At 30.2% G+C, this 26,030-nt stretch carries 29 protein-coding genes; 28 read left to right on the top strand and 1 reads right to left on the bottom strand.

Features of this window, described 5'->3' with window-relative positions; all coding sequences use genetic code 11:
• The first annotated feature begins 63 nt into the window (after positions 1 to 63).
• The 27 genes from BD821_RS08535 (at position 64) to BD821_RS08405 (ending at position 23,690) form a co-directional block, all read left to right on the top strand.
• Positions 64 to 768: an SPOR domain-containing protein gene (locus BD821_RS08535; protein WP_104410113.1), complete on the top strand. Its 705-nt coding sequence runs from the start codon at positions 64 to 66 to the stop codon at positions 766 to 768.
• 180 nt (positions 769 to 948) lie between these two features.
• On the top strand, positions 949 to 1,209 hold the full coding sequence (locus tag BD821_RS08530) for a DUF4321 domain-containing protein (RefSeq protein WP_104410165.1): 261 nt from the start codon (positions 949 to 951) through the stop codon (positions 1,207 to 1,209).
• 19 nt (positions 1,210 to 1,228) lie between these two features.
• Positions 1,229 to 1,798, top strand: a complete 570-nt coding sequence (locus BD821_RS08525; RefSeq protein ID WP_104410112.1) for a Maf-like protein — start codon at positions 1,229 to 1,231, stop codon at positions 1,796 to 1,798.
• Positions 1,799 to 1,867: 69 nt separating this feature from the next.
• Positions 1,868 to 2,554 (top strand): RadC family protein, encoded by a 687-nt coding sequence (gene radC / locus BD821_RS08520; RefSeq protein WP_104410111.1) that lies wholly within the window; start codon positions 1,868 to 1,870, stop codon positions 2,552 to 2,554.
• A 19-nt stretch (positions 2,555 to 2,573) separates the two neighbouring features.
• Positions 2,574 to 3,584 (top strand): rod shape-determining protein, encoded by a 1,011-nt coding sequence (locus tag BD821_RS08515; RefSeq protein ID WP_029450809.1) that lies wholly within the window; start codon positions 2,574 to 2,576, stop codon positions 3,582 to 3,584.
• 6 nt (positions 3,585 to 3,590) lie between these two features.
• On the top strand, positions 3,591 to 4,439 hold the full coding sequence (gene mreC / locus BD821_RS08510; protein WP_029450807.1) for a rod shape-determining protein MreC: 849 nt from the start codon (positions 3,591 to 3,593) through the stop codon (positions 4,437 to 4,439).
• 10 nt (positions 4,440 to 4,449) lie between these two features.
• Complete coding sequence (mreD, locus tag BD821_RS08505; protein WP_104410110.1) at positions 4,450 to 4,938, top strand: rod shape-determining protein MreD; 489 nt, start codon at positions 4,450 to 4,452, stop codon at positions 4,936 to 4,938.
• Between the two features lie 17 nt (positions 4,939 to 4,955).
• Entirely contained in the window at positions 4,956 to 7,790 is a 2,835-nt protein-coding gene (locus BD821_RS08500; protein WP_104410109.1) for a penicillin-binding transpeptidase domain-containing protein, read from the top strand.
• 226 nt (positions 7,791 to 8,016) lie between these two features.
• A complete protein-coding gene (gene minC / locus BD821_RS08495; protein WP_104410108.1) occupies positions 8,017 to 8,649 on the top strand; it encodes a septum site-determining protein MinC in 633 nt (210 codons plus the stop codon).
• An 87-nt stretch (positions 8,650 to 8,736) separates the two neighbouring features.
• Positions 8,737 to 9,534: a septum site-determining protein MinD gene (minD, locus tag BD821_RS08490; protein ID WP_104410107.1), complete on the top strand. Its 798-nt coding sequence runs from the start codon at positions 8,737 to 8,739 to the stop codon at positions 9,532 to 9,534.
• Between the two features lie 12 nt (positions 9,535 to 9,546).
• The gene (minE, locus tag BD821_RS08485) at positions 9,547 to 9,816 is read left to right on the top strand and encodes a cell division topological specificity factor MinE (protein WP_029450799.1); all 270 of its coding nucleotides are present in this window, start codon (positions 9,547 to 9,549) and stop codon (positions 9,814 to 9,816) included.
• Between the two features lie 85 nt (positions 9,817 to 9,901).
• Entirely contained in the window at positions 9,902 to 11,026 is a 1,125-nt protein-coding gene (rodA, locus tag BD821_RS08480; RefSeq protein ID WP_104410106.1) for a rod shape-determining protein RodA, read from the top strand.
• 118 nt (positions 11,027 to 11,144) lie between these two features.
• Complete coding sequence (gene mgsA, locus BD821_RS08475) at positions 11,145 to 11,522, top strand: methylglyoxal synthase (protein ID WP_029450796.1); 378 nt, start codon at positions 11,145 to 11,147, stop codon at positions 11,520 to 11,522.
• Positions 11,523 to 11,710: 188 nt separating this feature from the next.
• Entirely contained in the window at positions 11,711 to 12,544 is an 834-nt protein-coding gene (locus tag BD821_RS08470; protein WP_169994074.1) for a M23 family metallopeptidase, read from the top strand.
• A 15-nt stretch (positions 12,545 to 12,559) separates the two neighbouring features.
• Positions 12,560 to 13,417, top strand: coding sequence for a M50 family metallopeptidase (locus BD821_RS08465; RefSeq protein WP_104410104.1), 858 nt, complete (start codon positions 12,560 to 12,562; stop codon positions 13,415 to 13,417).
• A gap of 84 nt (positions 13,418 to 13,501) precedes the next feature.
• On the top strand, positions 13,502 to 15,355 hold the full coding sequence (locus tag BD821_RS08460) for a TIGR03960 family B12-binding radical SAM protein (protein WP_104410103.1): 1,854 nt from the start codon (positions 13,502 to 13,504) through the stop codon (positions 15,353 to 15,355).
• Positions 15,339 to 16,043, top strand: a complete 705-nt coding sequence (locus BD821_RS08455) for a TIGR03936 family radical SAM-associated protein (RefSeq protein ID WP_104410164.1) — start codon at positions 15,339 to 15,341, stop codon at positions 16,041 to 16,043. Before BD821_RS08460 ends, BD821_RS08455 begins: the two co-directional genes overlap by 17 nt.
• 23 nt (positions 16,044 to 16,066) lie before the next feature.
• Positions 16,067 to 17,509 carry an Rne/Rng family ribonuclease gene (locus BD821_RS08450; protein WP_104410102.1) on the top strand — a complete coding sequence of 481 codons (1,443 nt, stop codon included), beginning with the start codon at positions 16,067 to 16,069 and terminating at the stop codon, positions 17,507 to 17,509.
• Between the two features lie 134 nt (positions 17,510 to 17,643).
• On the top strand, positions 17,644 to 17,958 hold the full coding sequence (rplU, locus tag BD821_RS08445) for a 50S ribosomal protein L21 (RefSeq protein WP_104410101.1): 315 nt from the start codon (positions 17,644 to 17,646) through the stop codon (positions 17,956 to 17,958).
• A 2-nt stretch (positions 17,959 to 17,960) separates the two neighbouring features.
• On the top strand, positions 17,961 to 18,287 hold the full coding sequence (locus tag BD821_RS08440) for a ribosomal-processing cysteine protease Prp (protein WP_029450788.1): 327 nt from the start codon (positions 17,961 to 17,963) through the stop codon (positions 18,285 to 18,287).
• 4 nt (positions 18,288 to 18,291) lie between these two features.
• On the top strand, positions 18,292 to 18,594 hold the full coding sequence (gene rpmA / locus BD821_RS08435; protein ID WP_029450787.1) for a 50S ribosomal protein L27: 303 nt from the start codon (positions 18,292 to 18,294) through the stop codon (positions 18,592 to 18,594).
• 105 nt (positions 18,595 to 18,699) lie between these two features.
• Positions 18,700 to 19,974, top strand: coding sequence for a GTPase ObgE (obgE, locus tag BD821_RS08430; protein WP_029450786.1), 1,275 nt, complete (start codon positions 18,700 to 18,702; stop codon positions 19,972 to 19,974).
• Positions 19,975 to 19,990: 16 nt separating this feature from the next.
• Positions 19,991 to 20,281, top strand: a complete 291-nt coding sequence (locus BD821_RS08425) for a YhbY family RNA-binding protein (protein ID WP_029450785.1) — start codon at positions 19,991 to 19,993, stop codon at positions 20,279 to 20,281.
• A 35-nt stretch (positions 20,282 to 20,316) separates the two neighbouring features.
• On the top strand, positions 20,317 to 20,916 hold the full coding sequence (gene nadD, locus BD821_RS08420) for a nicotinate-nucleotide adenylyltransferase (RefSeq protein WP_029450784.1): 600 nt from the start codon (positions 20,317 to 20,319) through the stop codon (positions 20,914 to 20,916).
• Between the two features lie 13 nt (positions 20,917 to 20,929).
• Positions 20,930 to 21,508, top strand: coding sequence for a bis(5'-nucleosyl)-tetraphosphatase (symmetrical) YqeK (gene yqeK, locus BD821_RS08415; protein WP_029450783.1), 579 nt, complete (start codon positions 20,930 to 20,932; stop codon positions 21,506 to 21,508).
• Between the two features lie 2 nt (positions 21,509 to 21,510).
• Complete coding sequence (locus BD821_RS08410) at positions 21,511 to 22,779, top strand: LCP family protein (protein ID WP_104410100.1); 1,269 nt, start codon at positions 21,511 to 21,513, stop codon at positions 22,777 to 22,779.
• A gap of 14 nt (positions 22,780 to 22,793) precedes the next feature.
• The gene (locus BD821_RS08405; RefSeq protein WP_104410099.1) at positions 22,794 to 23,690 is read left to right on the top strand and encodes an RluA family pseudouridine synthase; all 897 of its coding nucleotides are present in this window, start codon (positions 22,794 to 22,796) and stop codon (positions 23,688 to 23,690) included.
• Positions 23,691 to 23,770: 80 nt separating this feature from the next.
• On the opposite strand, the gene BD821_RS08400 is transcribed toward BD821_RS08405, so the two are convergent.
• Complete coding sequence (locus BD821_RS08400; protein ID WP_169994070.1) at positions 23,771 to 25,054, bottom strand: D-alanyl-D-alanine carboxypeptidase family protein; 1,284 nt, start codon at positions 25,052 to 25,054, stop codon at positions 23,771 to 23,773.
• Positions 25,055 to 25,221: 167 nt separating this feature from the next.
• On the opposite strand from BD821_RS08400, the gene BD821_RS08395 reads away from it, so the two are divergent.
• Positions 25,222 to 25,851 (top strand): ComEA family DNA-binding protein, encoded by a 630-nt coding sequence (locus BD821_RS08395; protein ID WP_104410097.1) that lies wholly within the window; start codon positions 25,222 to 25,224, stop codon positions 25,849 to 25,851.
• Positions 25,852 to 26,030: the final 179 nt, after the last annotated feature.

Raw genomic sequence — 26,030 nt, 5'->3', positions numbered from 1 at the left:
GAATAAATATACTCTTTTATAAATAGTATTTATTATAGTAGCATTATTATAAAGGAGGAAAATATGAAATACACAAGATATAATTATAAAAAGAAAAAACCTTTAAATTATTTCATACTGTTTTTTATTTGTGGAGTGTTTTTATTATCACTAGCTTTCGGAAGTGTAATATCAAAGCTATTAATAAAAGATAAATCAAGCTTGAAAAAGGATCCTAATGAAGTAAATATAATAAATGAAAATAAAAAGGCGGAAAATAGTAAATTAAGCTTTTATTTAGTTCAAACCGGAGTCTTTAGTAAAGTAGAAAATGCTACAGAAAACAAAAAGAAGCTATCAGAACTTGGATATGAATCTTTTATAATAGAGGATGAGGGCAAGCAAAGAGTGATAATAGGTATATTTGAAGAAGAGGAAGCTACAAATATTGTAAAGGATATAAAAGAGAAGGGAATTGATATAGCAAGAATACTTTTGGATATAGATAAAAGTAATAATGAAAGTAATGAAATAGCTGAAATAATCAGTGCTAATATCAAAGTGTTTTCTAAATTAAGGGAAAAAGAAGTAATGTCTATTAAGACAGAGGAAATAAAGAAATGGACAAATGAATTAGAACCTATTAAAACAAAAGGAAGTCAAAATGAGCTTTTAGAAGAAATAAAAAACTTTACTTTGGAATTGCCAGAGGAAATAAAAAAAGAGGACTTAAATAAATATTATGAATATATATATATATTTTATAAAAAACTTATACAAAATAAGTAAGTATATGTTTTAAAACACCAATAAAGTAGCTTTTAGAGTATAAAGCTACTTTATTTAGTTGTTTTTAAATTAAAAGTATAAAAAATATATTAATTTTTTCTAAAATAATATAAAGCTACTTGTTTAAGAATTTTATAAATGATAAACTATATAGTATGTATAAATGGGTGGTGAATAATGGTGAAAAGTGTAAAGAAAAGTAGGGGACTATTTATACTTGTCATATTTATTGGAGGGATTTTAGGAAACTTTCTAGGAGACTTTATTTCAAATAATTTAAAGTCACTTGATGTTTTTAAAATCGTATATAATATTGGATTGACAAACCCGATACATTTAAACTTGAAAATTGTGGAGATTACTTTCGGTATGAATTTTAATTTCAATATTATGTCTATAGTTGGTGTAATATTGGCTATAATACTATATAGAAGGTACTAAACTGATAGGAAGTGTTTATTTGAATATAATTTTAGCATCTGCTTCAGAAAGACGGCATGAACTTTTAAAGAGAATTACAAAAGATTTCAAAATCATAGTTAGTGATTTTGATGAGAGTAGTATAGAATTTGAAGGAAACTTTGAAGAATACGTAAAATCTTTATCTAAAGGAAAGGCCACATCTGTAGCAAACAATTGTATAGATGATGCTATAATAATAGGATGTGATACTATTGTAGCTTTTAATGGTGAAGTTTTAGGAAAACCTAAGGATGAAAATGAAGCTTTTAATATGTTAGAAAAATTAAGTGGAGGCATCCATAAGGTGTATTCTGGCATAACGCTTATACGGAAATGCGATAACAAGATTTTCGAAGAAAGTGTGTGTACTGAGGTGAAATTTTCAAATATTACAAAAGATGACATAAGAGCATACATAAAAACAGGTGAGCCTTTTGATAAAGCAGGTGCTTATGGAATACAAGGTTATGGTGGTTTATTTGTTGAGGAAATAAAGGGCTGCTATTATAATATAGTAGGACTGCCTATAAACAAATTAAATTATATGCTAAAGCAGGCCATAATCTAAAAAGTTAGCTCTTATAAATTGCATATTTTATTCAGGGGATGGGGTAAATCTAATTTAAGGAGAATCTTTATGAAAGATAGTCTAAAAATCATGGATTTACCAAAGAATGAAAGACCTCAAGAAAGACTTTTAAGATATGGGGCTATTAGTCTTTCAAACTCAGAGCTTTTAGCTATAATACTAAGAACAGGAACATCTAAAGAAAATGTGCTTCAACTCTCAAGTAGAGTAATTAAAGAATGTGATGGTGTTCAAGGAATATTAAATAGCTCATCAGAAGACTTAATGAGTATAAGTGGAATAAAAGAAGCAAAGGCATCACAAATTTTAGCCTTAGTTGAATTATCTAAAAGATTTCACAGTTACAGTTCTGGCACTGAATATAAGATAAAGACGCCAAAGGATGTAGCAGACTTATTAATGAGAGATATGGGAAGTTTAAATAAAGAAGTTTTAAAGGTAATATATCTTAACACTAAAAATATAGTAATAGGTGTAGATACAGTATCTATAGGTAGTTTAAATTCTTCCATAGTTCATCCAAGAGAGGTATTCTCTTATGCCATTAAAAAAAGTAGTGCTGCTATTATTGTGTGTCATAATCATCCTTCAGGAGATGTTACTCCTAGTATAGAAGACATTAATATAACCAAAAGATTAAAAGAATGCGGGAAAATATTAGGTATTGATTTGTTAGATCATATAATAATTGGTAAAGAAAATTATCTTAGTTTAAAAGAAAAGGGAATAATATAGATTTGAAGGGAGAACAACAATGGGATTATTTGGGAGCAGCAAGGACATGGGAATAGACTTAGGCACAGCTAATACCTTAGTATACGTAAAAGGGAAGGGGATATTACTTAGAGAACCTTCTGTAGTAGCTATAAACACTACTAGTAAAAAGACTTTAGCTGTAGGCGCAGAGGCAAAACAAATGATAGGTAGAACACCAGGAAATATAACTGCTATAAGACCTATGAAAGATGGGGTTATTGCAGATTTTGATATAACTCAAACAATGCTAAAGACCTTTATAGAAAAGGTAACATCAAAATCATCTTTTACTAGCCCAAGAATAATAGTGTGCTTTCCATCAGGGGTTACAGAAGTTGAAAGAAGAGCTATTGAAGAAGCTACAAAGCAAGCGGGAGCAAGAGAAGTGCTACTTATGGAAGAACCTATGGCAGCTGCTATAGGAGCTGGACTTCCAGTTGATGAACCAACAGGAAGTATGATAGTAGACATTGGAGGCGGTACCACAGAGATTGCTATAATATCCTTAGGTGGTATTGTAACAAGCAAGTCATTAAGAGTTGCTGGAGATGAATTAGACCATGCCATTGTTAGTTACATAAAGAAGGGCCATAACCTTACTATAGGTGAGAGAACTTCTGAAAACATTAAAATGGAACTTGGTTCAGCATTTAAAAGTGAAGAAGAAGAAGAAAGAAAGATGGAGATTAAAGGAAGAGATATAATGACAGGACTTCCAAAGACCATAGAAATATCAGAAGAACAAATAAGAGATGCATTAAGAGAGCCTATTGCCTTAATAATAGAGTCCATTAAAACTACATTAGAAAAAACACCACCAGAACTTGCAGCAGATATAATGGATAAAGGTATAATGCTTACAGGCGGAGGTGCTTTACTTAGAGGCATAGACGAACTTATAAGCAAAGAAACACATATCCCTGTTCACATATCCGAATCACCACTAGATTGTGTGGCCTTAGGAGCAGGAAAAGCTTTAGATAATTTTGATAAAATAAGTAAAAGGTGATAATGAATGAAGCTTTTTAAAAACAAACTGGCAGTAACTGTAATAGTGCTGTCAGTTACATTTTTAGTTATAATAGGCTACACATCAAAAAAACAGGGAAAAGATAAAGTGAGTAATGCTGTAGGAGTTACTTTAAATCCAGTTCAAAAGGTATTTTATGGTATAAATGACAACGTTAAAGGATTTTTGAACTTTGTTTTTAATTTTTCAGATGTTAAAAATGAGAATACAGAGTTAAAGAAGAAAAACAGTGAACTTTCATCTAAGTCCATTGAATATGACTCTTTAAAAAATGAAAATCAAAGATTAAGAGAAATGTTAGACTTTAAAAGCCAAAGAGAAGAGTACAACTATATTGGCGCTAATATAATAAACAAAGCCGGAGGAAGTATACTGGAGAGCTTTACTATTGATAAAGGCTTAAAAAATGGAGTTAAGGTGGGTATGGTTGCTATAGATCCAAAAGGACTTGTAGGCCAAGTTACTGACGTTACTAATAGTTGGTCTACAATACAACCAATTACAAGTGAAAATGTTGCAGTAGGGGCGTTAGTTGAGAGCACTAGAGAGACTACAGGTGTGGTTAAAGGTTATAGAGATAACAACAAAGTAGTAGCAAGGCTAGAATATATTGATGCAAACTCTGAAATAAAAGAAGGGGATGTTATACTTACATCAGCATCTGGAGATAGTTACCCAAAGGAAATAAAAATAGGTGTAGTACTTTCAATTAAAGAGGATAAGGCTAAAATGGGTAAGACTGCTATTATTGAGCCTTATGTAGATTTTAATAAGTTGGAAGAATTATACTTAGTGGTACCAGCTAACAGTGAAAACAACAATATAAAATATTAAGGGTGATTATATGAAAAGAGTTATATTAATACTTATAAGTTTACTTCTTTTTATTATAGATAATACTTTTATGCCTTTTTTAGCTATTAAGGGAGTATATCCAAGTTTACTTATAATTTTTGCATTAAGTTATTCTATAATAAATGGATATTATGAGGCTATTTTAATTGGGGTTTTTGCTGGACTATTGCAAGATATATATTTTTTCAATGGTTTTGGAATAAATGCTCTTTCCAATATGTGTATATGCTTGATAGGGGCTAAAATTGGTGAAAATATATTTAAAGAGAAGTCATTTGCACCCGTTATATCTATTTTTATATTATCCATATTAAAAGGGATTATTATGTTTGTAATTTTATTTACCTTAAATATAAGGATAAATTATTTTAACATACCTTTTGTAGCCTTATATAACATGATTATCACTATATTTGTTTATAAGAAGATATATAACTTTAGCTTAAAGCCCTACATGAAAAACTCTAGGAATTTTTGAAAAAGTTGGGTGATTATATGAAAAATAAAAAACAAATTAATAGATACACATCCTTAACGCTTGTAATGGTAATTATATTTTCAGGTCTTTTATCAAGACTTGCTTATTTGCAGATTATAAAATATGAGGATAATAAAGAACAAGCTAACAATCAATCTGTTAGGCTATTGTCTGAATCTGCACCGAGAGGACAGATTCTTTCAAATGATGGTACAAAACTTGCAACTAGTGTTCAAAGTTATATATTAACTTTTATCGAGACCGAAGAAAGCAAAAAAGATTTCTTCCAAACTATGTCTAACGTATTTACAATGTTAGATGAAAATGAAGAAGAACTTCAAGATACATTTGCTTTAAAGGTAGAACCTTTTAGACTTGAATTTAATACTAGTGATGAAGAAACAATAAGGGCACTAGAAATGCGATTCAAAAAAGATAGAGGTTTTGACTTTAATGTACAAAATAAGTTATATCCAAATCAAAAAAGTGAACTTACAATAGAACAGACTAAAGAAATAGACAATGAACTTTTAAATGTTACCCCAGAAGAAATGTTCTATGATTTAGTAAAGGATAAAGATTACGAGATATATAAGCTTTTAGGATATACTAAAGAAGAAGAAAAAGTTTTATTAAAACAAAAGTCTGGTAAAGAGATAACAGAATTACTTATAGAAAGATATCCTATTGAAATAATAAGAAAATATATTGTAGTAAAAGATGCTATTAAGATGCAAAAGTTCTCAGGCTTTAAGCCTATAACTTTAGCTACAAATATAAAAAAAGACTCCTCCTTTGTATTTTTACAAAAACTAAGTCAATTGCCGGGGGTTGATGTTGGAGTTGAGCCTATACGATTTTATCCTTATGGAGAGTTTGCATCTTCTGTAATAGGATATGTTGGGTCTATAGAAGGAGGACAAAAGGACAAATATGAGGAAAGAGGATATGATGTATCCTCGGATTTAATAGGGAAAGCTGGTATAGAATCTGCATTTGAAGATAGACTTAAAGGTTCTAAAGGTGGAAATACGGTTAAAGTTAATAATTATGGTAGAAAAACAGATGAATTATTTAAATTGGAATCTGTTCCAGGACAAAATATTCAACTAAGTTTAGATAAAAACCTTCAAAATGTTGCAGAACAAGCATTAGAAGATAAGATGAAATTTTTGAGAGCTAATATGCATCGTGAATATGGTCTTAATACGGCAAATGCCACAAGGGCAGCGGTTATAGTACAAGATGTTAATAATGGCAAGGTTTTAGCTATGGTAAGTAATCCAGGATTTAATCCTAATGACATGGCTCTACCAGGAAGAATAAGTCCTGAAATAGTTAAAAAGTATTTTGCTCCTGATTTAGAGGAATTCGGTAATCAATATATTAAAGATCGAGGTCTTAGTGTGACACTAGATGAACTATTTCCACTAGTGGATAAAAAGAATCCTAAAGATAAAAGACGTAATGATCCTTATGATATATATCCTAAGGCTACATACAACTATGCTACTATGGGTGCTGTGCCACCGGGATCTACATATAAACCTTTTACAGCAGCTGCAGGACTGGAGTCTGGAGTAATAGATGTTGATACAAAAATACTAGACCAAGGGATATTTAATAAACATGAAGACCTTAAAAATTATACTGGAGCTTGTGAGATATATTCTGAAAGAGGAGGATCTCATGGAAATATAGACCTACAAGAAGCTTTGGCTGTATCTTGTAACTATTATTTTTATGAAATTGGATATAGATTATACAAAGAGTTTGGATTAGATGGTCTTGCAGAATATTCTTGGAAGTTTGGACTTGGAAAAGATCCTAAAAGCAAAACAAAATCTACCACAGGCATAGAGATAGCAGAAGACACTAGAGGTCAGGTTTATAACTATGAATCTTTTAAAAACTTAGTATCCTCCCTTTCAGCAGAGCCTTTAGTTGAAATACTAGAAAGTGGAAGGTCTTCAAGAGGAAATGTGTTTAAACCACTTCCTATAAGAAAAAATGATGAAGATACAAAAGATGTAGCAGAATCAAAGGAAGTTATAAAAAAATTAGTTAAAGATGAACTTCTTAAAGATTATAAACTATCAGAAGTTTCTTCGCTTATGTCAAAGTTTAAACCAGAAATGACAAAAGCTATAAACGATTATATTTCAAAACTTCCAGAGGAAGAAAAAAATCAATATAAAGATACAGATATAGAAGCTATGGTTGTATCTATAACATCTTTTATATATTATGATAAAAGAGGAGAGCTTACAACAGGAGCAGAAGTAATTAATGCATCTATAGGTCAAGGAATGAGTTCTTTTACACCTCTTCAACTTAATAATGCAATTGCAACATTAGTAAACGGAGGAACTAGGTACAAGACAACCCTTATAGATAAAATTACTGATAGTGACGGAAAGGTATTAGAAGAGACTAAGCCACAAGTAACTGAAGAGTTAAATCTTAAAGAAAGTACAGTTGCTACAATAAAAGAAGGTATGAGAAAAGTTGATGAAACTGGAACAGCTACATCTGTATTTAGAGATTTCCCAATAGTTACTGGAGGTAAAACCGGTACTGCAACTTATAGAGCTAATGGAGAGCAAGAAAAGGTAGGTCGCTCAGCTTATGGAGTTTATGTAGGTTTTGCTCCATTTGATAAACCAGAAATAGCCGTAACCGTAATTGTATATGATGGAGGACATGGATATTATGGAGCAGATGTAGTAAAAGCTGTTTATGAAGAATACTTTAGAGATAGAATATTAGCAGAAAGACCAAACTATACATTTATGTACGATTACACATTAAAAGAATCAAAGTCCTTATTAGAATTAGATAAAGAAAAATAATTATTTTCTTATTTTAAAATTTAATATTTTATATTTATGATTGTAGTTGAGGATAAGGTCTTATAAAATTTAAAAATAGAAGGCTATTTATCCTCTTTTTTAAATATATTAATTATGATGGTAAGTTCTAGTTTTATAAAACTTTTTATTATAAATGAGAAGGATTTTAGTTAACTTATGTGGAAATAGTACATATTAATGTTATGAGGTCTATTGGAGGGCTTATATGAACAGAGATAATATAGTAATAAAAGGAAATAAAGAAGGCTTGAATGCTATAATAAATATGGATAACTTTAAAGATTTTGATGATATGTTGGAGTCTTTAATAGAAAAGTTATCTAAAGGTAAAAAGTTTTATAAAGGATGTACACTTAAGATTACAACGGATATAAGACTTATAAATGAAAATCAAGCTAAAAAGCTAAAAGAAATCCTTTTTGAAGAAGTACTTATAAAAGATTGTATTTTTGAAGATAAAGAAGAAAAAGCGAGCAAGGTATTTTCAGGTATTTATGAAGGAAGAACTAAATTTATTAGAAAAACTGTAAGAAGTGGTCAAATAATTAGATATTCAGGGAATATAGTCATAATAGGGGACGTAAATCCTGGGTCTGAAATTCATGCAGAGGGAAATGTTATAGTAATGGGTAATTTAAGGGGACAAGTAAGAGCAGGTATAACTGGAAATGAAAGAGCAATAATAGTTGCCTTTAATCTTCAACCGGAAATACTTCAAATAGCAAGTATAATTACAAGAGCCCCAGAAGATTCACTTAAGCCTGAATATCCAGAAGTGGCTAAAATAAAAGAAGGATCAATAATAGTAGAACCTTACGTAGTAAATAAATACATATAATTACTGACTTTTATAAGATTAGCATTAAACTAGTATTAAAATATTTATTTAAAAATTTGAGATACATATATTTGGAGGTTTTGGAATATGGGAGAAGCTATAGTAATAACTTCAGGAAAAGGTGGAGTGGGAAAAACCACTACCACAGCAAACATAGGAACAGCATTAGCATCTATGGGTAAGAGAGTAGTAGTAATTGATGGAGACACTGGACTTAGGAATCTAGATGTTCTGATGGGATTAGAAAATAGAATTGTCTTTACAATACTAGATATTTTAGAAGATAGATGTAGACTAAAACAAGCTCTTATAAAAGATAAAAGATTCCCTAATTTGTTTTTACTTCCTACAGCACAAACGCGAGATAAGGGAGATATTAAGCCAGAACAAATGCTAAATCTTGTAAATGAATTAAAAGAAGAATTTGATTATGTAATAATAGATAGCCCAGCAGGAATAGAGCAAGGCTTTGAAAATTCAGTTGTAGGAGCAGATAGGGCTATAATAATAGTTAATCCTGAAATAACTTCAGTAAGAGATGCAGATAGAGTTATTGGTAAGCTTGATTCTAAAGGCTTAGAAAATCACGAGGTAATAGTAAATAGATTAAACTATGAGATGACGAAAAATGGTAATATGCTTGATATTGATGATATTGTAGATACGTTGTCTATAAGATTACTCGGGGTAGTGCCTGATGATAGAAGTATAACTATATCTACAAACAAGGGTGAACCTATAGTTCTTGATGAAAAAGCTATTGCAGGTAAGGCTTTTATAAATATAGCAAAAAGAATAATAGGGGAAGAAGTTCCACTATTAAATTTAGATGTAGAGCAATCAGGTTTTTTAAGTGCACTAAAGAATCTTTTTAAAAAGAGGTAGGGGGGTTATAAGATGGAGTTTTTTTCAAAGTTATTTTCAAGTAAGCCTTCTTCAAAAGAAGTAGCAAAGGATAGGTTAAAGCTTATACTTATTCATGATAGAGGGGATCTTTCACCACAACTTTTAGATATGATAAAAAGTGAAATATTAGAAGTTATAACTAAATATGTAGAGATAGATTCATCAGATGTGGAAATAGCTCTTACAAGGACATCAGAATCTGAAGGTAACTCTCCGGCGCTAATTGCCAATATACCAATCAAAAAATTAAAGCAAAGGTAAATTTACTAAAAACTTTTAAGGGTTCTGCAATTAAATATGAAATTATGTTATACTAAAACATAATTCATTATTGTGGAGGTACATTATGCTAAAAAAATTAAAATTAGATTATAAATATATAAAGGAACTAGATTTTGGAATTTTAATAGGATCTATCATAGTATTATTATATGGAGCCTTAAATATATATACAGTTACAAGAGGGAAAGTAGGTATATACTATCTAAAGCTTCAACTTATATGGCTAGTACTCGGGCTTATAACTACTTACATAATATTATTAATAGATTATACATTAATAAAAAATTTCACTTCAATTATTTATTGGGGATCTGTATCTATGCTTTTATTAACTAGAATAATCGGAAGTACTGTAAATGGCGCACAAGGATGGATATCACTTGGAAATAGAGCTATTCAACCTGCTGAATTTGCAAAGCTTGGTATGATAATGATGTTAGCTAAAAAGTTAGATGAAATGGACGGAAATATAAATGATGTTAAGAACTTTTTTACATTATGCTTTTATGCATTAATTCCTATGCTACTTATTGTGGTTCAGCCAGATATGGGTATGGCCATGGTTTGTTTTTTTATTGTACTTGGTATATTTTTCACCATGGGTTTAAATATAAAAGTAATATTAGGCGGTATTATGGGAATTGCAGCATCCATTGCTATACTTTGGAATTCTAGCCTTATGAAAGCTTATTGGAAAAGAAGACTTATTTCATTTTTAAGTCCTGAGTCAGATGCCCTTGGAGCTGGCCTTCAGGCTACTAGATCTAAAATAGGTATAGGATCTGGAGGAATACTTGGCACAGGTATGGGTATTAAAACTGCCTCAAGTAGCTACGTTTCACAGTTTGTACCAGAAGCTCATACAGATTTTATATTTGCAGCTCTTGGCGAACAGTGGGGATTTGTTGGTGCAGTATTTCTGTTATTTTTATATGGAATAATAATTTATAGGGCTATTAATATAGCTAGAACGTCAAAGGACATATTTGGATCTGTAATTTGTGTAGGAGTAGTATCTGTATTTTTGTTTTCTATACTTCAAAATATAGGTATGGCAGTGGGTATAATGCCTATTACAGGTATAACACTTCCTCTTATGAGCTATGGTGGAAGCTCTGTATTAACTAATTATATTGCTATAGGTTTAATATTAAATATAGGTATGAGAAGAAAGAAAATAAATTTTTAAATTATATATAGGTAATATATTTAAGGATTATTTTAAGTGGACATTAGTAATATATGGTATAAGTTAAGATTTATAATAAGCTTTAAATAGAAAAAATACAAACACAGGGGGGAAAGTTATGAAAATAGCACTTATTGCTCATGATAAGATGAAAGATGATATTATAGATTTCGTAAAAAGGTATAAAGACGTATTTAGTGAACATGATCTTTATGCAACAGGTACTACGGGAAGGCTAATAAATGAAATTTTAAATCTAAAAGTTCATCGTTTTTTGTCAGGACCTTTAGGAGGAGATCAACAAGTAGGAGCTAAAATTGCTGAAGGTAATATGGATTTAGTTATTTTCTTTAGAGATCCTTTAACATCACAACCACATGAACCAGATGTAGCTGGCCTTTTAAGATTATGCGATGTGCATTGTATTCCTGTAGCAACTAATCTTGGAACAGCAGAGGTAATGATTAAAGCTTTAAAAAACAGAATAGATATATAAAGTGTAATTTAAAAGAGCATTACAGCATATTTAATATGATGTAATGCTCTTTTTGTTTTGAAAAAGAGATTTATATATTTATTATATTTTCATGTTTTCATAATTATTTCTTATTAATCATATTTGTATCATTAAACTATGTTTTCATAAATATAATTATATAGATGAAAAAGATAAGGAGTGTTTTTATGAGTAATTATAATTCTCAGTATGAAAGCTATTATGAAAAGATCTCAAAAAAGAGGAAGGATACTCCAATTTATAATAGCTATGGTAATAAATATAGTGGATATAATGGCTATGATAATAAATATAAAGAAGGTGGCAAGGACACCGTTTTATTTAGTGGTGAGTATTTTGTGAAAAGGATAATAAGGGATCTTTTAGGTACAGCTTTTTTATTTGTATTTATTTTAACCTGTAAATTAATACAAACTCCAAATTCAAAAGCTGTGTATGCATACTCAAAAGAAATGGTATCTACTGATTTTGATTATAAAACTAAAATTAATTATTTAAAGAGCATAGACATAAAGGAACTAAAAGAAGAAATAGAAGATAAAAGTGAAAGTGTAATGTCAAAACTTTTCAAAAAGGAGAATATAAAAGATAAAATTAAAGAAGAATTTGAGGTACCCTTAAAGGGGGAAATAACCTCGGAATTTAATCTTAGAAAGGATCCTTTTACAGGAGAAAAGAAAAACCATACAGGAATAGATATAGACTGTAAAGAAGGTACAGAGGTTAAAACTATATACAAAGGAAAGGTTAAGGAATTAGGGGAGGATGAATCTTATGGTAAGTATGTAGCTATTGATCATGGGGATGGCATTGAAAGTAAGTATGCTCACTTGAAGGAATATAATTTAGAAAAGGATCAAGTGTTAGAAAAGGGTGATATTATAGGTCAAAGTGGAAATACAGGGAAGTCTACAGCTCCCCACCTTCATTTTGAACTTTCTTATATGGGTCAATATAAAGATCCTTTAAGGTATTTTGATAAGGAATTGTTTAAAAATTAAAAGACGAGGGCTTACATGATAAAAATCAGCAAGTATTTTATTCCATACATATTAATTATGTTTATGGTAGGATTCCATAAAAGTTTTTTTATTTCTTTGTTTTGGGTGTTTGTACATGAATTTAGCCATGCATTAATGGCTAAATTTTTAGGGGTAAAAAAGGTGAAAATTAAAATTACACCTATAGGATTTTCAATGACAGGAGATGAATTGAAGGATATTAGTTTTGCTAAAGAGGTAGCGATAGTTATAGCAGGGCCTGCTGCAAATATCATAATAGCTCTTATATTTTATTTGCTATATAAAAGCTATCATTTTGATATATTTGAAATTTCAATGAAAACTAATTTAGTTCTAGGATGCTTTAATTTACTGCCAGCTTTGCCCCTTGATGGTTCAAGACTATTAAATTTATGTCTTCAAAGAAAGTATACTTGCAAAAAGGCGCATAAGATTAAAGTTAATACCAGTATGATTATAGGAGCTTTAATTTTTAGCTATTTTATTTTTTTGGTATTTAATAAAATATTAAACATAAGCCTTGGACTTTTATCTTTTTTTATAATAAATATATCATATAAAGAAAAAGGTAGAATTGTTTATATTATAATAGGTGATATAATGAAGAAAAAAGTTAAATTTTTAAAAAATAGATGTATAGAAAATAAATCTTTATGTATAAGTTATAAATACACACTTTTAGAAACTTTAAGCCTAATTGATAAAAATAAATATTATACCTTTGTAGTTTTAGAGGATGATATGAAAGTTATAGACATAGTTTATGAGCAAGAAATCATAGAAGGACTAAAAAGTTATGGAAACATAACTTTAGATGAGTATATAATTATTAGGCAAGGTAATAAGTTATAATATCCTAAGGTAAGTCAAAGTACTTGTGCAATAAAGCTTGCATATGATAAAATTATAAAATATTATAAAAAAGGAGTTAACTAAATGAAAAGAATTACAGATGATATTTTATATAGAGTAGAAAAACCTGCTAGATATATTGGTGGAGAACTTAATTCTGTTTATAAAGACAAAGAAAACATAGATATAAGATTCGCTTTTTGCTTTCCAGATGTTTATGAGGTCGGTATGTCACATCTTGGTAGCAGAATACTTTATCATGTATTAAATGAGAGAGAAGATACCTACTGTGAGAGGGCTTATGCACCATGGCCTGATATGGAAGGTTTGATGAGAGAAAATAATATTCCATTATACGCATTAGAAACAAAGGATCCTTTAAGTGATTTTGACATGCTTGGATTTACTCTTCAATATGAAATGAGTTATACTAACATTTTAAATATGCTTAATATGTCCAATATAACTATAAGAGCATCTAAAAGAGGGGAAGATGAGCCTATAATTATGGCAGGTGGACCCTGTGCTTATAATCCAGAGCCACTTTATGATATAGTAGACTTCTTTGAAATTGGAGAAGGCGAAGAGATAATGAATGAGGTTTTAGATGTTTATAAAAAGTATAAGGGAAAAGGAAATAAAAAAGGCTTTTTAAGAGAAATATCAAAGATAAGGGGTGTATATGTACCTTCCTTATATGATGTTACCTATAATGAAGATAATACAATAAAAGAATTCAAACCAAAGTATGAAGATGTACCTTCAAGTATTAAGAAAAGATTTATAACAAACTATGATAAGGTTAGTTACCCAAAAGAAATCATAGTGCCCTATACTGAAATAGTTCATGATAGGGTTATAGTTGAGACTTTTAGAGGATGTACTAATGGATGTAGATTTTGCCAAGCTGGTATGATTTATAGACCGGTTAGAGAAAAGTCTACAGAAACACTTTTAAAAGATATAGATGATTTATTAAAAGCTACAGGTTATAGTGAAGTTTCACTAAGCTCTTTAAGTATATGCGACTATTCAGATATACAAAATTTAGTTTTTAGTGTTATAGAAAAATATAAAGAACAAAATGTTTCAGTTTCACTTCCATCTATAAGGGTGGATTCCTTTTCTGTAGATTTAATTAAAGAGATTCAAAAGGTAAGGAAAACTGGGCTTACCTTTGCTCCTGAGGCAGGATCACAAAGGATGAGGGATGTAATAAATAAAGGGGTAACCGAAAAAAAGGTTCTACAAGCCACAAGAAGTGCATTTGAAGCAGGTTGGTCTGCTATTAAGTTATATTTTATGATAGGCCTACCTTATGAAACTATAGAAGATGTACAAGATATTGCAAAATTATCAGATAAAGTTGCAGCACAGTATTTTATGGTGCCTAAAGATTTAAGGAAAAAAGGCCTTAGGGTTACTTCAAGTACTTCAATATTTGTGCCAAAACCTTTTACACCTTTCCAGTGGGCACCTCAAAGCAAGATGGAAGATGTGGTAGAAAAGATTAAAGCTGTAAAGTATGCAATAACTAGTAAAGCAGTAGTTTATAATTATCACGAATCCTTAGTATCTTATATAGAGGCTGTATTTGCAAGAGGTGATAGAAGGATTTGTGATGTATTAATTAAATCCTTTGAAAAGGGTGCAAAGTTTGATGGCTGGTCTGAATATTTTAATTTTGATATATGGCAAGAAGCTATGAAAGAGTGTGGGGTGTCAGGTGAATTTTATGCCTACAGAGATAGAAGCTATGATGAGGTATTGCCCTGGGACTTCATTGATATTGGAGTGAATAAATCTTATTTAATAGAAGAAAATGAAAAGGCTAAAAACACAGAGCTTACACCGAATTGTAGACTTAAATGTACAGGCTGTGGGATAAATGTTAATTTTAAAGAAGGGAAGTGCTTTGAAGGTGCGTTATCTAATTAAATTTACAAAGGAAGGTGAAATAAAGTTTATTTCACACCTTGACCTTATGAGAACAATTCAAAGAATAATTAAAAGAGCAAACCTTCCTATAGATTACTCTAGAGGATTTAATCCTCATCAAGATTTGTCTATAGCACAACCTTTATCAGTTGGAACTTATTCTAGTGGTGAGTATATGGACATGGGTCTTAGGGAAGAATTAGAATGTGAGGAATTGAAGAATAGATTAAATTCTAATTGCCCAAAAGGAATAGAAATATTAGAAATATCAAAGGTACCTAAGATAGAAAATGCTAAAAAAGTACCACAGGCTATGGCACTGGTGGATTTTGCAGACTATACTATAAAGATAAGATTTAATAATATAGATAAAGTAGAAGAGGAACTTAAAGAACTTTTAGAGAAGCCACAGTGGAATACTACAAAAAAGAGTAAAAAAGGTGAAAGGGAAGTTGACTTAAAATCTATGATAAAAGATTTTAAGTTCTGGACCTTAGAAGATAAACTTGTAATTAAAACTAGAATAAACTCTGGAAGTCGGGAACATCTATCACCTGAGCTTTTAGCAAATTACATAAAGAGTAATATTAAAAATGTGGATACAGAAGCTTTTGTAGATATAAAAAGAGAAGAGATGTTTGCATACAAGGAGGATAAAATAGTTCCTTTGTACAAATATATGGATTAACACACTGTAAAGAAGGGGATTTGATGAGAGATATATTCATAGAAAGACGAGAAAATTTACTTAGGATAGCAATAAAAGAAGATAATATTTTAAAAGAATGTTTTATTGAAGAAGATAGATTTGAACCACTGCCAGGTGAAATTTATAAGGGCACTATAAAAAACATTGTACCTGCAATTAAGTGCGCTTTTATAGATATTGGGTATGAAAAAAATGCTTATATGTACATAAATCCTAGAGAGAAAAATAAGAGTTTAAAAAAAGGTCAGGATATATTAATTGAGGTTGCAAAGGAGGAAATTGGAGATAAGGGTGCAAAAGTAAATGGATTTATATCATTGCCAGGTAGATACACAGTTATAAATAATTTAAATAAAGGCATAAGTTTTTCTAAAAAGATTAAAGATGAAAAGTTTAAAGAAAATGTACAAAACAATATACAAGCCTTAGATGATATAGCTATAGTAATTAGAACTAACGCACAATTTGTAGATGTAGACACAATAAATAAAGAAATCCAAAAACTTTATGAAAATTATAAAAAGATATACATGGCTTTTAACTATACATTAAAACCTAAAAAGCTTTATGGGGAAAGTAACATTATATATAAGATATTAAGAGATAGTATAAATGGAGATACTGCATCAATAATAGTAGATAACTCTTCTGATTATGATATTATAAAGGGATATGTTGAGGAAAAGCCAGATATAAATATAGATATATTCCATTATGAAGGCCATAGGAATATTTTTGATTATTATGAAATAGAAAAAGAAATATTAGCACTTAGAAACTATACAGTTCCACTAAATTGTGGAGGATATATAGTTATAGAAAAAACAGAAGCTATGAACGTAATAGACGTAAACTCTGGTAAGAACGTAAGTAATAAAACTATGGAAAAGACAGCCTATATGACAAATCATGAGGCAGCAGTAGAAATAGCAAGGCAAGTAAGGCTTAGAAATTTAAGTGGAATAATATTAATTGACTTTATTGATATGAAATATGATGAAGATAAACATAAGGTGTTAAGGGCTCTAGAATATGGGTTTAAGCAAGATAAAAACAAGACTATGATATATCCTTTCACGGAGCTTGGACTTGTTCAAATTGCTAGGATGAGAAGAGGAAAGAGTATATATGAATATATACAAGAGCCTTGCAATGAATGCAGTGGTAAGGGATCACTTCTAAAACTTTCTTATATAAGTCTTTTAATAAAAAACGATATACTAAAGGTAGATGCAGAAAGCAAGATAAATAACATATATATAGAAATAAATAATAGATACGAACTTGAAATTAAAAAAGATATGGCTAAATTCATTGAGACATTTAATGAATCAGGTAAAGAAATTTATATGAAGTTTGTAGAAAATGTAGAATACTTTAAGGTAGAAGCAATTATATTTAATGAAAAAATTGAAGAAGTAAGAGAATATAAGGTAATAATATAGTAAATAGCAAAAAAACATATTTACAAATAAATATACTTATGATAGAATAGCAAGGTAGACCGCACACATAAGGTTCTAAAACAAAATTTATTTTTGTACCTGAGATGGCGAGACTGGATTGAGGAGGTGTATTTATGTACGCAGTTTTAAAAACAGGTGGAAAGCAATATAGAGTTCAAGAAGGAGACGTTCTCTTTGTTGAAAAGATAGAAGCTGAAGTAGATTCCACAGTAGAATTAACAGATATTCTTGCAGTTACAAATGCTGAAGGAAAATTAGTTGTAGGAAGTCCTGTTGTTGAAGGAGCTAAAGTTGTAGCTAAAGTTGTAGCACAAGGAAAAGCTAAGAAAGTAGTAGTTTTTAAGTTTAAAGCTAAAAAAGACTATAGAAGAAAACAAGGACACAGACAACCATATACTAAGATTGCAATAGAAAAGATTGAAGCGTAATTATGACCAACATACTATTCCAAAAAAGAGATGATAAATTCATTGCTTTTAAGATAGAAGGTCATTCAGGTTATGCAGATAAAGGTGAAGATATAGTCTGTGCAGCTATTTCAGCACTGTCACAATCAGTTGTGATAGGACTTGAAGAAGTTTTGTATATAAAATCAGATTATGGTATAAAAGATGGGTTTTTACATATGTCTTTAAAGGACAATTCTATACAAGATATAGAAAAGAGCCAAGTTCTTTTAAAAACCTTTTTTAAAAGTTTGAAGAGTATAAGTGTAAGTTACGTAAAATATATAACCATACAAATAGAGGAGGTGTAATGTTATGCTAATTATGAACCTTCAATTGTTCGCTCACAAAAAGGGAGTAGGAAGCTCAAGAAATGGTAGAGATTCTGAATCCAAAAGACTTGGAGTAAAATGTTCAGATGGAGAGTTTGTTCTTGCAGGAAATATACTAGTTAGACAAAGGGGAACTAAAATTCACCCAGGTACTAACGTAGGTTTAGGTAAGGACGATACTTTATTCGCTAAAGCTGATGGTGTTGTAAAATACGAAAGAATGGGAAAAGACAGAAAAAAAGCTAGTGTCTACCCAGCTGACGTTCAAGAAGCAATAGCTGAATAATTTTAGATGCTTTTTAAGCACCCATTAGTGGGTGCTTTTTTAAAATTCATTATTTTGAGGCTTATTTTAGATAGAAGTTAATAAAAAAAGAGGAAGGTGATAGAATTGTTTATTGATAGAACGAAGATATTTGTTAAATCTGGAGATGGTGGACATGGATCAGTATCTTTCAGAAGAGAAAAGTATGTACCACTTGGAGGACCAGATGGCGGAGACGGTGGAAACGGTGGAGATGTAATACTTGTTGCTGAAAGCAATATGACTACACTACTTGACTTTACCTATAGAAGAAAGTATTCGGCAGAAAGAGGTCAAGATGGTTCAGGATCTAAATGTTATGGTAGAAGGGGAGAAAGTCTTTATATAAAGGTTCCTATGGGCACCATAATAAAAGATGAAGAAACTGGAAAGATCATGGTTGATTTATCAAGTCCAGGTCAAGAGTATGTAGTAGCAAGAGGTGGAACTGGTGGTAAAGGAAACGTTAAGTTTACTACAGCTACAAGGCAAGCACCTACTTTTGCAGAGCCTGGAATGCCAGGAGAAGAAAGAGCTATATTATTAGAACTAAAACTTTTGGCAGATGTAGGACTTGTAGGTTTCCCAAATGTAGGAAAGTCAACTTTATTATCTATGGTATCTAAGGCAACACCAAAGATAGCTAATTATCATTTCACTACATTAAAACCAAACCTTGGAGTGGTAAGTGTAAAAAACATTGAACCTTTTGTTATAGCAGATATACCAGGAATAATTGAAGGTGCTTCAGAGGGCGTAGGGCTTGGACTTGATTTTTTAAGACATATAGAAAGAACCAGAGTACTTATTCATGTAGTAGACATATCAGGTGTTGAAGGAAGAGATCCTTTAGAAGATTTCCTAAAAATCAATGAAGAGTTGAAAAAATATGATGTAAAACTTTGGGATAGACCTCAAATTATAGCTGCAAACAAAAGCGATATGCTATATGATGATGAAGTTTATGAAAACTTTGTATTAAAACTTAAGGAAATGGGATATGATAAAGTATTTAAGATATCTGCAGCTACAAACGAAGGCGTAGAAGATCTTATGAAAGAAGCAGCAAGAACTTTAACTACTATACCAATAGTACAACTTGACATTGCAAAAGAAGATAAATATGAGGTAGAAGATAAGCGATTCAGCTATACTATAGAGGAACAAGATAGAGTTTTTGTTATAGAAGGAAGCTTTGTTGACAGATTGCTCTTAGCTGTAAATGTTAATGATGCAGATTCTTTAAGATATTTCCATAAAGTTCTAAAAAATAAAGGAATTTTGAATGAACTTAAAGAAATGGGTATAGAGGATGGAGATCTTGTAAGACTTAACAATTTTGAATTTGAATACTTATATTAATTAAGGAGTGATATATTTGATTACTAGTAAGCAAAGAGCTTATTTAAGATCTCTAGGGAATAAACTAGATTCTATATTTCAACTAGGCAAAAATGGTATAGAAAATGCTTTTTTAAAACAAATTGATGAAGCATTAGAAGTTAGAGAATTAATAAAGATAACAGTTTTAAATAATAGCGATATTGACCCAAAAGAAGCTTCTAGAATTATATGTGAAAGATTAGGAGCAGAGGGGGTTCAATGTATAGGTAGTAAAGTAGTTATATATAGAGAATCTACTAAAAAACCTAAAATTGAATTACCTTAAAACCTTTTAATATCATTTAAAAGTGAGGCGTTAATATGAAGTCTAAGGGCATTTTTGGAGGAACTTTTGATCCTATACATATAGCACATATGTATATAGCAAGTGAGGCATTAAGACAACTTTCACTAGATGAGATAATATTTGTGCCTAATGGTAATCCTCCACATAAAAAAGGGGAGAAGGTAACAAAGCCAGAGGTTAGATATGAACTTACTAAAATGGCTATAAAGGATTATAACAGATTTTCTATAAGTGATTACGAGATTTTTAAAAAAGGTTATAGTTATACCTATGAAACTCTTCAACATTTTAAATCCATTGATGAATCTAAACTTTATTTTATAGTAGGTGCAGATAGTTTGATGGAAATATATAGTTGGAAGAATGTAGAGTGCATATTAAAAGATTGCACCTTAGTAGTATTTAATAGACCTTCATATAATAAAGAAGATATTCTAGTACAAAAAAGTAAAGTGGAAAGAGAATTCCAAACAGAAATACTGTGGCTTGACTTATTGAACTTAGACATATCTTCTTCTTATATAAGGAATAAAATAAAAGAAGGTATAAACATAGAATACTTTTTACCTTATGGTGTATATGATTGTATAAAGACAATGGGTCTTTATAAATAAGGAGATGTTATTTATGTGGACAGAAACTGAAATAAAAAGTTACCTTAAAGAAAACCTAAAAGAAGATAGGTACCTACATGTACTTGGAGTTGAAAGTACCGCAGAAAAATTAGCTAAAATTTATAATGAAGATGTAGAAAAAGCTAAACTTGCAGCGCTTATACATGATGCTGCAAAAAATAAAACTGTAAAAGACATAGAAGAGATAATAAAGTCAGAAGGAATAACAATAGATAAGGAAATGTCTAAAGCTCCAGTGCTGTTGCATGGATTTGCAGGGGCTATAATAGGTAAAAGATTAATGGGTATAGAAGATGAAGACGTTTTTAATGCTGCTGCATATCATACAACAGGAAGAGAAAATATGAGTAAACTTGAGAAAATAATCTACCTTGCAGATTATATAGAGCCTAATAGAGATTTTCCTGGAGTCCAAAACATTAGAATAATTGCATTAAAAGATTTAGATGAAGGAGTGCTTTATGCTATGGAGCATACCATAAAGTATATAATTAAAAAAGGTCAGATACTTTTAAATGGAACAGTAAATGCAAGAAATTACTTGATACAAAATAAAACAAATAGGAGTTAAATATGGATATAGATGAAAGCATGAATAAAAGAAGATTAAAGAAAATTTTATGTGTAACACTATCTGTTGTAATTTGTATTTTTTTAATCGGTGTATTATATCTATTTGGAACTACTAGAAAGTTAAACGAAAAGGTTGAATCTCAGGCTAAAATTATAAAACCTGTGGATAGCAAAAGAGCACTTCCAATAAATATACTCATTTTAGGAGTAGACATTGGTGATCCTAATATAAAGGATAATGACGATATAAAAAGGACAGATTCCATGATGCTCCTCCATTATAACCCTAGTGAAAAGGATGTAAAAGTTATATCCATACCTAGGGATACAAAAATTAAAATAAATAATAAAGATATAAAAATAAATTCAGCTTATGCCTTTGGAGGAGCTAAAAAGACCATTGAAGTAGTAGAAAATATGCTGGATACCACAATAAATTATTACATTAAAGTAGATTATAAAGCTTTCACAAAATTTATAGATGCTATAGGTGGAGTGAATATGGATATAGAGGAAGATATGAAATATGATGACGAAGGCCAAGATCTTCACATTGATTTTAAAAAAGGAAAAAACATCCACCTTGATGGTAAAAAGGCAGAAGAATTTTTTAGGTGGAGAAAAAACAATGATGGAACAGGTCTTGCAGAAGGTGACCTTGGTAGAATAAAAAACCAGCATATATTTATGGAAAAGGTAACAAAGAAAATTAAAAGTCCCATGATGCCATTAAGAATACCTAAAATTTTATCTGTTATTGAAGAGAATGTAGAAACCAATATGTCTCCTAGGATTATGGTTAAACATGGATCTAAAGGTATTGGATTATCTTCAAGTAATATAAAGTTTTCTACATTAGAAGGTGAGCCCAAATATATTAAAGGTATTTCATATTTTGTATATGATAAAAATAAAAACAAAGATACACTTCAATCATTACAATCTGTAAGTAAAACTGCGTCATCTAGTACCATCGGAGGCGTTGATAAGAGTAAACTTAAGGTGAAGGTATTAAATGGCACTAATACAGAGGGACTTGCAAAGATATATTCAAGTATGCTAAAAAATCTTGGGTATCAGAATATAATAATAGGTAATGGAGAAAAACTTATGGAAAGCAAAGCTTATATAAAAGATAATAATAAAGATTTAAAAAGTATAATAAAACAAGACTTTAATATTAAAAAGCTTCAATCCATGGAAGAAAAACAAGGAGATTTTGATATAATAATTATACTTGGAGAAGATAAAAAGACTTTAAAGAATTAATTGAGGTATTGAAGATGAATAATTTAGAATTTATAGTAGAAAAAGAAGCGGTAGGACTTAAAATAAGAGATTACTTAAAGCATCATAAAGGGCTTTCAAGTAGACTAATAAGAGGGGCTGCACCAGAGGGTAGAATAAAGGTAAATGGTAATGTAGTTAAATTGAACTATATAATAAAAGAAGGTGAAAATATATCCGTAGACATTAACAAAAAAGAAAGCCAAAACATTGAAGCAGAGGATATGCCTTTAGACATAGTTTATGAAGATGAAGATGTTTTAGTTGTAAATAAGCCACCCTTTATGGTAGTGCATCCAACTAGAAAACATAATGCAGGTACACTATCTAACGGAGTAATATACCACTTTAAAGAAAATAAGTCTGCATCTGTAGTAAGGCTTGTTAGTAGACTTGATATGAATACATCAGGTCTTATAATAATAGCTAAAAATCAATATTCACATGCTAAACTATCAGAATCTATGAAGCTTCCTGAGTTTAAAAAGTATTATAGAGCTGTGGTTCATGGATCTTTTGAAAATGAATTTGGTACTATTGATTTACCTATCTATTACCCTGGTGAAGAATTCATAAAAAGAGTAGTGGACGATAGAGGGCAACAAAGTGTTACTCACTATAAAGTTATAAAAAGATATGCTGAAGCTACACTTTTAGAATTGCTATTAGAAACAGGCAGGACGCATCAAATTAGGGTACATCTAGAGCATATGGGGCATCCTATATATGGGGATGAATTATATAGCATATATGATGATAGTGAAATTATAAAAAGGCAAGCACTTCATGCTTATGCGCTAGAATTTCCACACCCACGAACAGGGAATATAATAAGGTTAAAATCAGATATCCCAGAGGATATTAAAAGTTTAATGAAAGAACTAAAATTGTAATATTATATAAAATTTTAAAGGTATTTATTAAAAAAAAGCAGATTTTTATAAATCTGCTTTTTTGTATTAAGGATATTATTTTAAATATTAAACTTTTTATATTTATTACGTCTTTTAATTTGTTTGAATTTTCTTCTAATAAGGGTTGTACCAAATAAAAATATTCCTGTAAATGTTAATACGTAAGAAGCTTTGAATTTGGATAGTCCTTTGTCAATAGAATTTTTAGCTACTGTAAGGTGAGACACATTTCTTGTAATACCACTACATAAAGGAAGGCTTCCCACGTTCTTTTCATTAATGTTTATTCTAGAATTAATGATTGTATCTCCCTCATTAAAGCTTACATTAGTTAGGTCTTTATCTTCTAAATGTATATTTCCCACAGGATCTTTTAAATCATTTTGACCTAAAGAATTTAAGTCTTCAACGTAATAAAAATCACTTGCAGCTAAAAGAGGTATGGAGACATCTTTATTTATATCATAGCTTGAAACTTTGTCACCTTTTGAAAAGAGTTTAACGGCTTTGTATCTAGAAAAACCATATTCAAAAAGGTTCTTAGAGTCAGCAAAATATGTATTTTTATCTGGCGCATCTAAAAAAGCTAGGATAAGTTTTTGATTATCTTTTTCAGCTATAGCTGTATAAGTATGCCTTGAAAGAGTAGTATAGCCTGTTTTACCACCTACACATTTTTCATAAAAGAATTTACTTCCTTTTAAAATCAAGGAGTTTTTATTATTTACCCACCTTGTTTCTGATGTAATATTAGTTGGAGGTATCTTATAAAAAGGCTCATCTTCCATTTTTAAAAATACAGGGTTTTTATAAGCTTCTCTAGTCATTAGTGCTAAATCATAAGCTGTGGTTACGTGACCTTCTTCGTACAATCCACTAGGATTTTTAAAGTTAGTATTTTCGCAGCCAATACTTTTTGCTTTTTCGTTCATAAGTTTAGCGAAGTTTTCATTAGTTCCACTTATATGTTCAGCTAAAGCCTCAGCAGCATCATTAGCCGATTCTAAAAGTAAAGCATATAGAAGGTCTTCTACAGTAAATTCTTCCCCTTCTTTAACACCAATTGCAGTTCCATCAACATTTGGCGGGTTCTTACCGATTAAAACCTTATCCGTTAATTTAGTGTTTTCTAGAACTAGTATTGCAGTCATAATCTTTGTAGTTGAAGCTGGCGCCATAGGAACTTTTGCGTTTTTGTTAAAAAGTATATTTCCAGTGTTAGCTTCTATTAATACAGCACCCTCAGAATGTATTTCAGGATCTGTAAGGGTATCAGCTTTTACTGTATATAAATTACTACAGACTAGAATAAATACTATTAACAAAAAGAAACTTTTCTTCATTATTTCATCCATCCTTTTAAACTCATTAAAGTATCGTAAAATATCAAAAGATATCAAAAGGTATCATAGTATATTATATAGTATTATAACAAATAAAAAGAACTTTTACGATATATTTTATAATATTTAGTCAATAATGAATTATAAGAGTATAAGGAGATGAGAGATTGAAGATAAAAAACAAAGAAAAATATATAGGAATAGCAATGCTTTCAGTAATATTTATGGCCTTTTTTATTGCAAATAAAGTATTAATACAAAAACCTAAAGTTAACAATGAAGACATATTTGTATCAGAAAAAGAACCCTTAGAAGAAACAAAGATAGTATCAAATAAGGAAAAGCCTAGTGGAAAAAAGATAACTGTAGAAATAAAAGGAGAGGTAAAAAAACCAGAGGTTTATGTAATGGAAGATTACAGTATAGTTAAAGACGTTATTGTAGAAGCTGGAGGCGTAACAGAAAAAGGAGACTTAAATAGTGTAAATCAAGCAAAAAAGTTAAGGGATGGAGATTGTATCATAATACCGTCTATAGAAGGTAATGCAAGACCTATAGTAGGAGGCATACCCGGAGGTACAGCCATGACTGAAAGTAAAGACGAAATTATAAATATAAATAGTGCAACAAAGGAAGAACTTATGAAATTGCCAGGAGTAGGTGAGGTTACAGCAGGTAAGATAATTGATTACAGGGAAAGCAGTGGTGGATTTTCCTCTGTTGAAGATATGAAAAACATTAGTGGAATAGGAGATAAAACCTTAGCTAAGTTTAAAGACAAGATAGATGTAAGGTAAGTTTAAGCTACAAAAGGTTTAATATTTTGCCCCTTAAAGAGTTAATTTTAAATATATCTTTAAAAGCTTATGGCTAAAAGCGCAGTTAGAGTATAATTTTAGTAGGCAGAACTAGTATAAAAAACTATATAAATAAAAGGAGATGCAAAAACATCTCCCCAATACATAAATTATCCATT

It is taken from the genome of Clostridium algidicarnis DSM 15099, assembly GCF_002934235.1.
Classification (GTDB): domain Bacteria; phylum Bacillota; class Clostridia; order Clostridiales; family Clostridiaceae; genus Clostridium_L; species Clostridium_L algidicarnis.
Note: the sequence above shows the minus strand (reverse complement) of the source record. Positions and strands in the feature narration are given on the sequence as shown.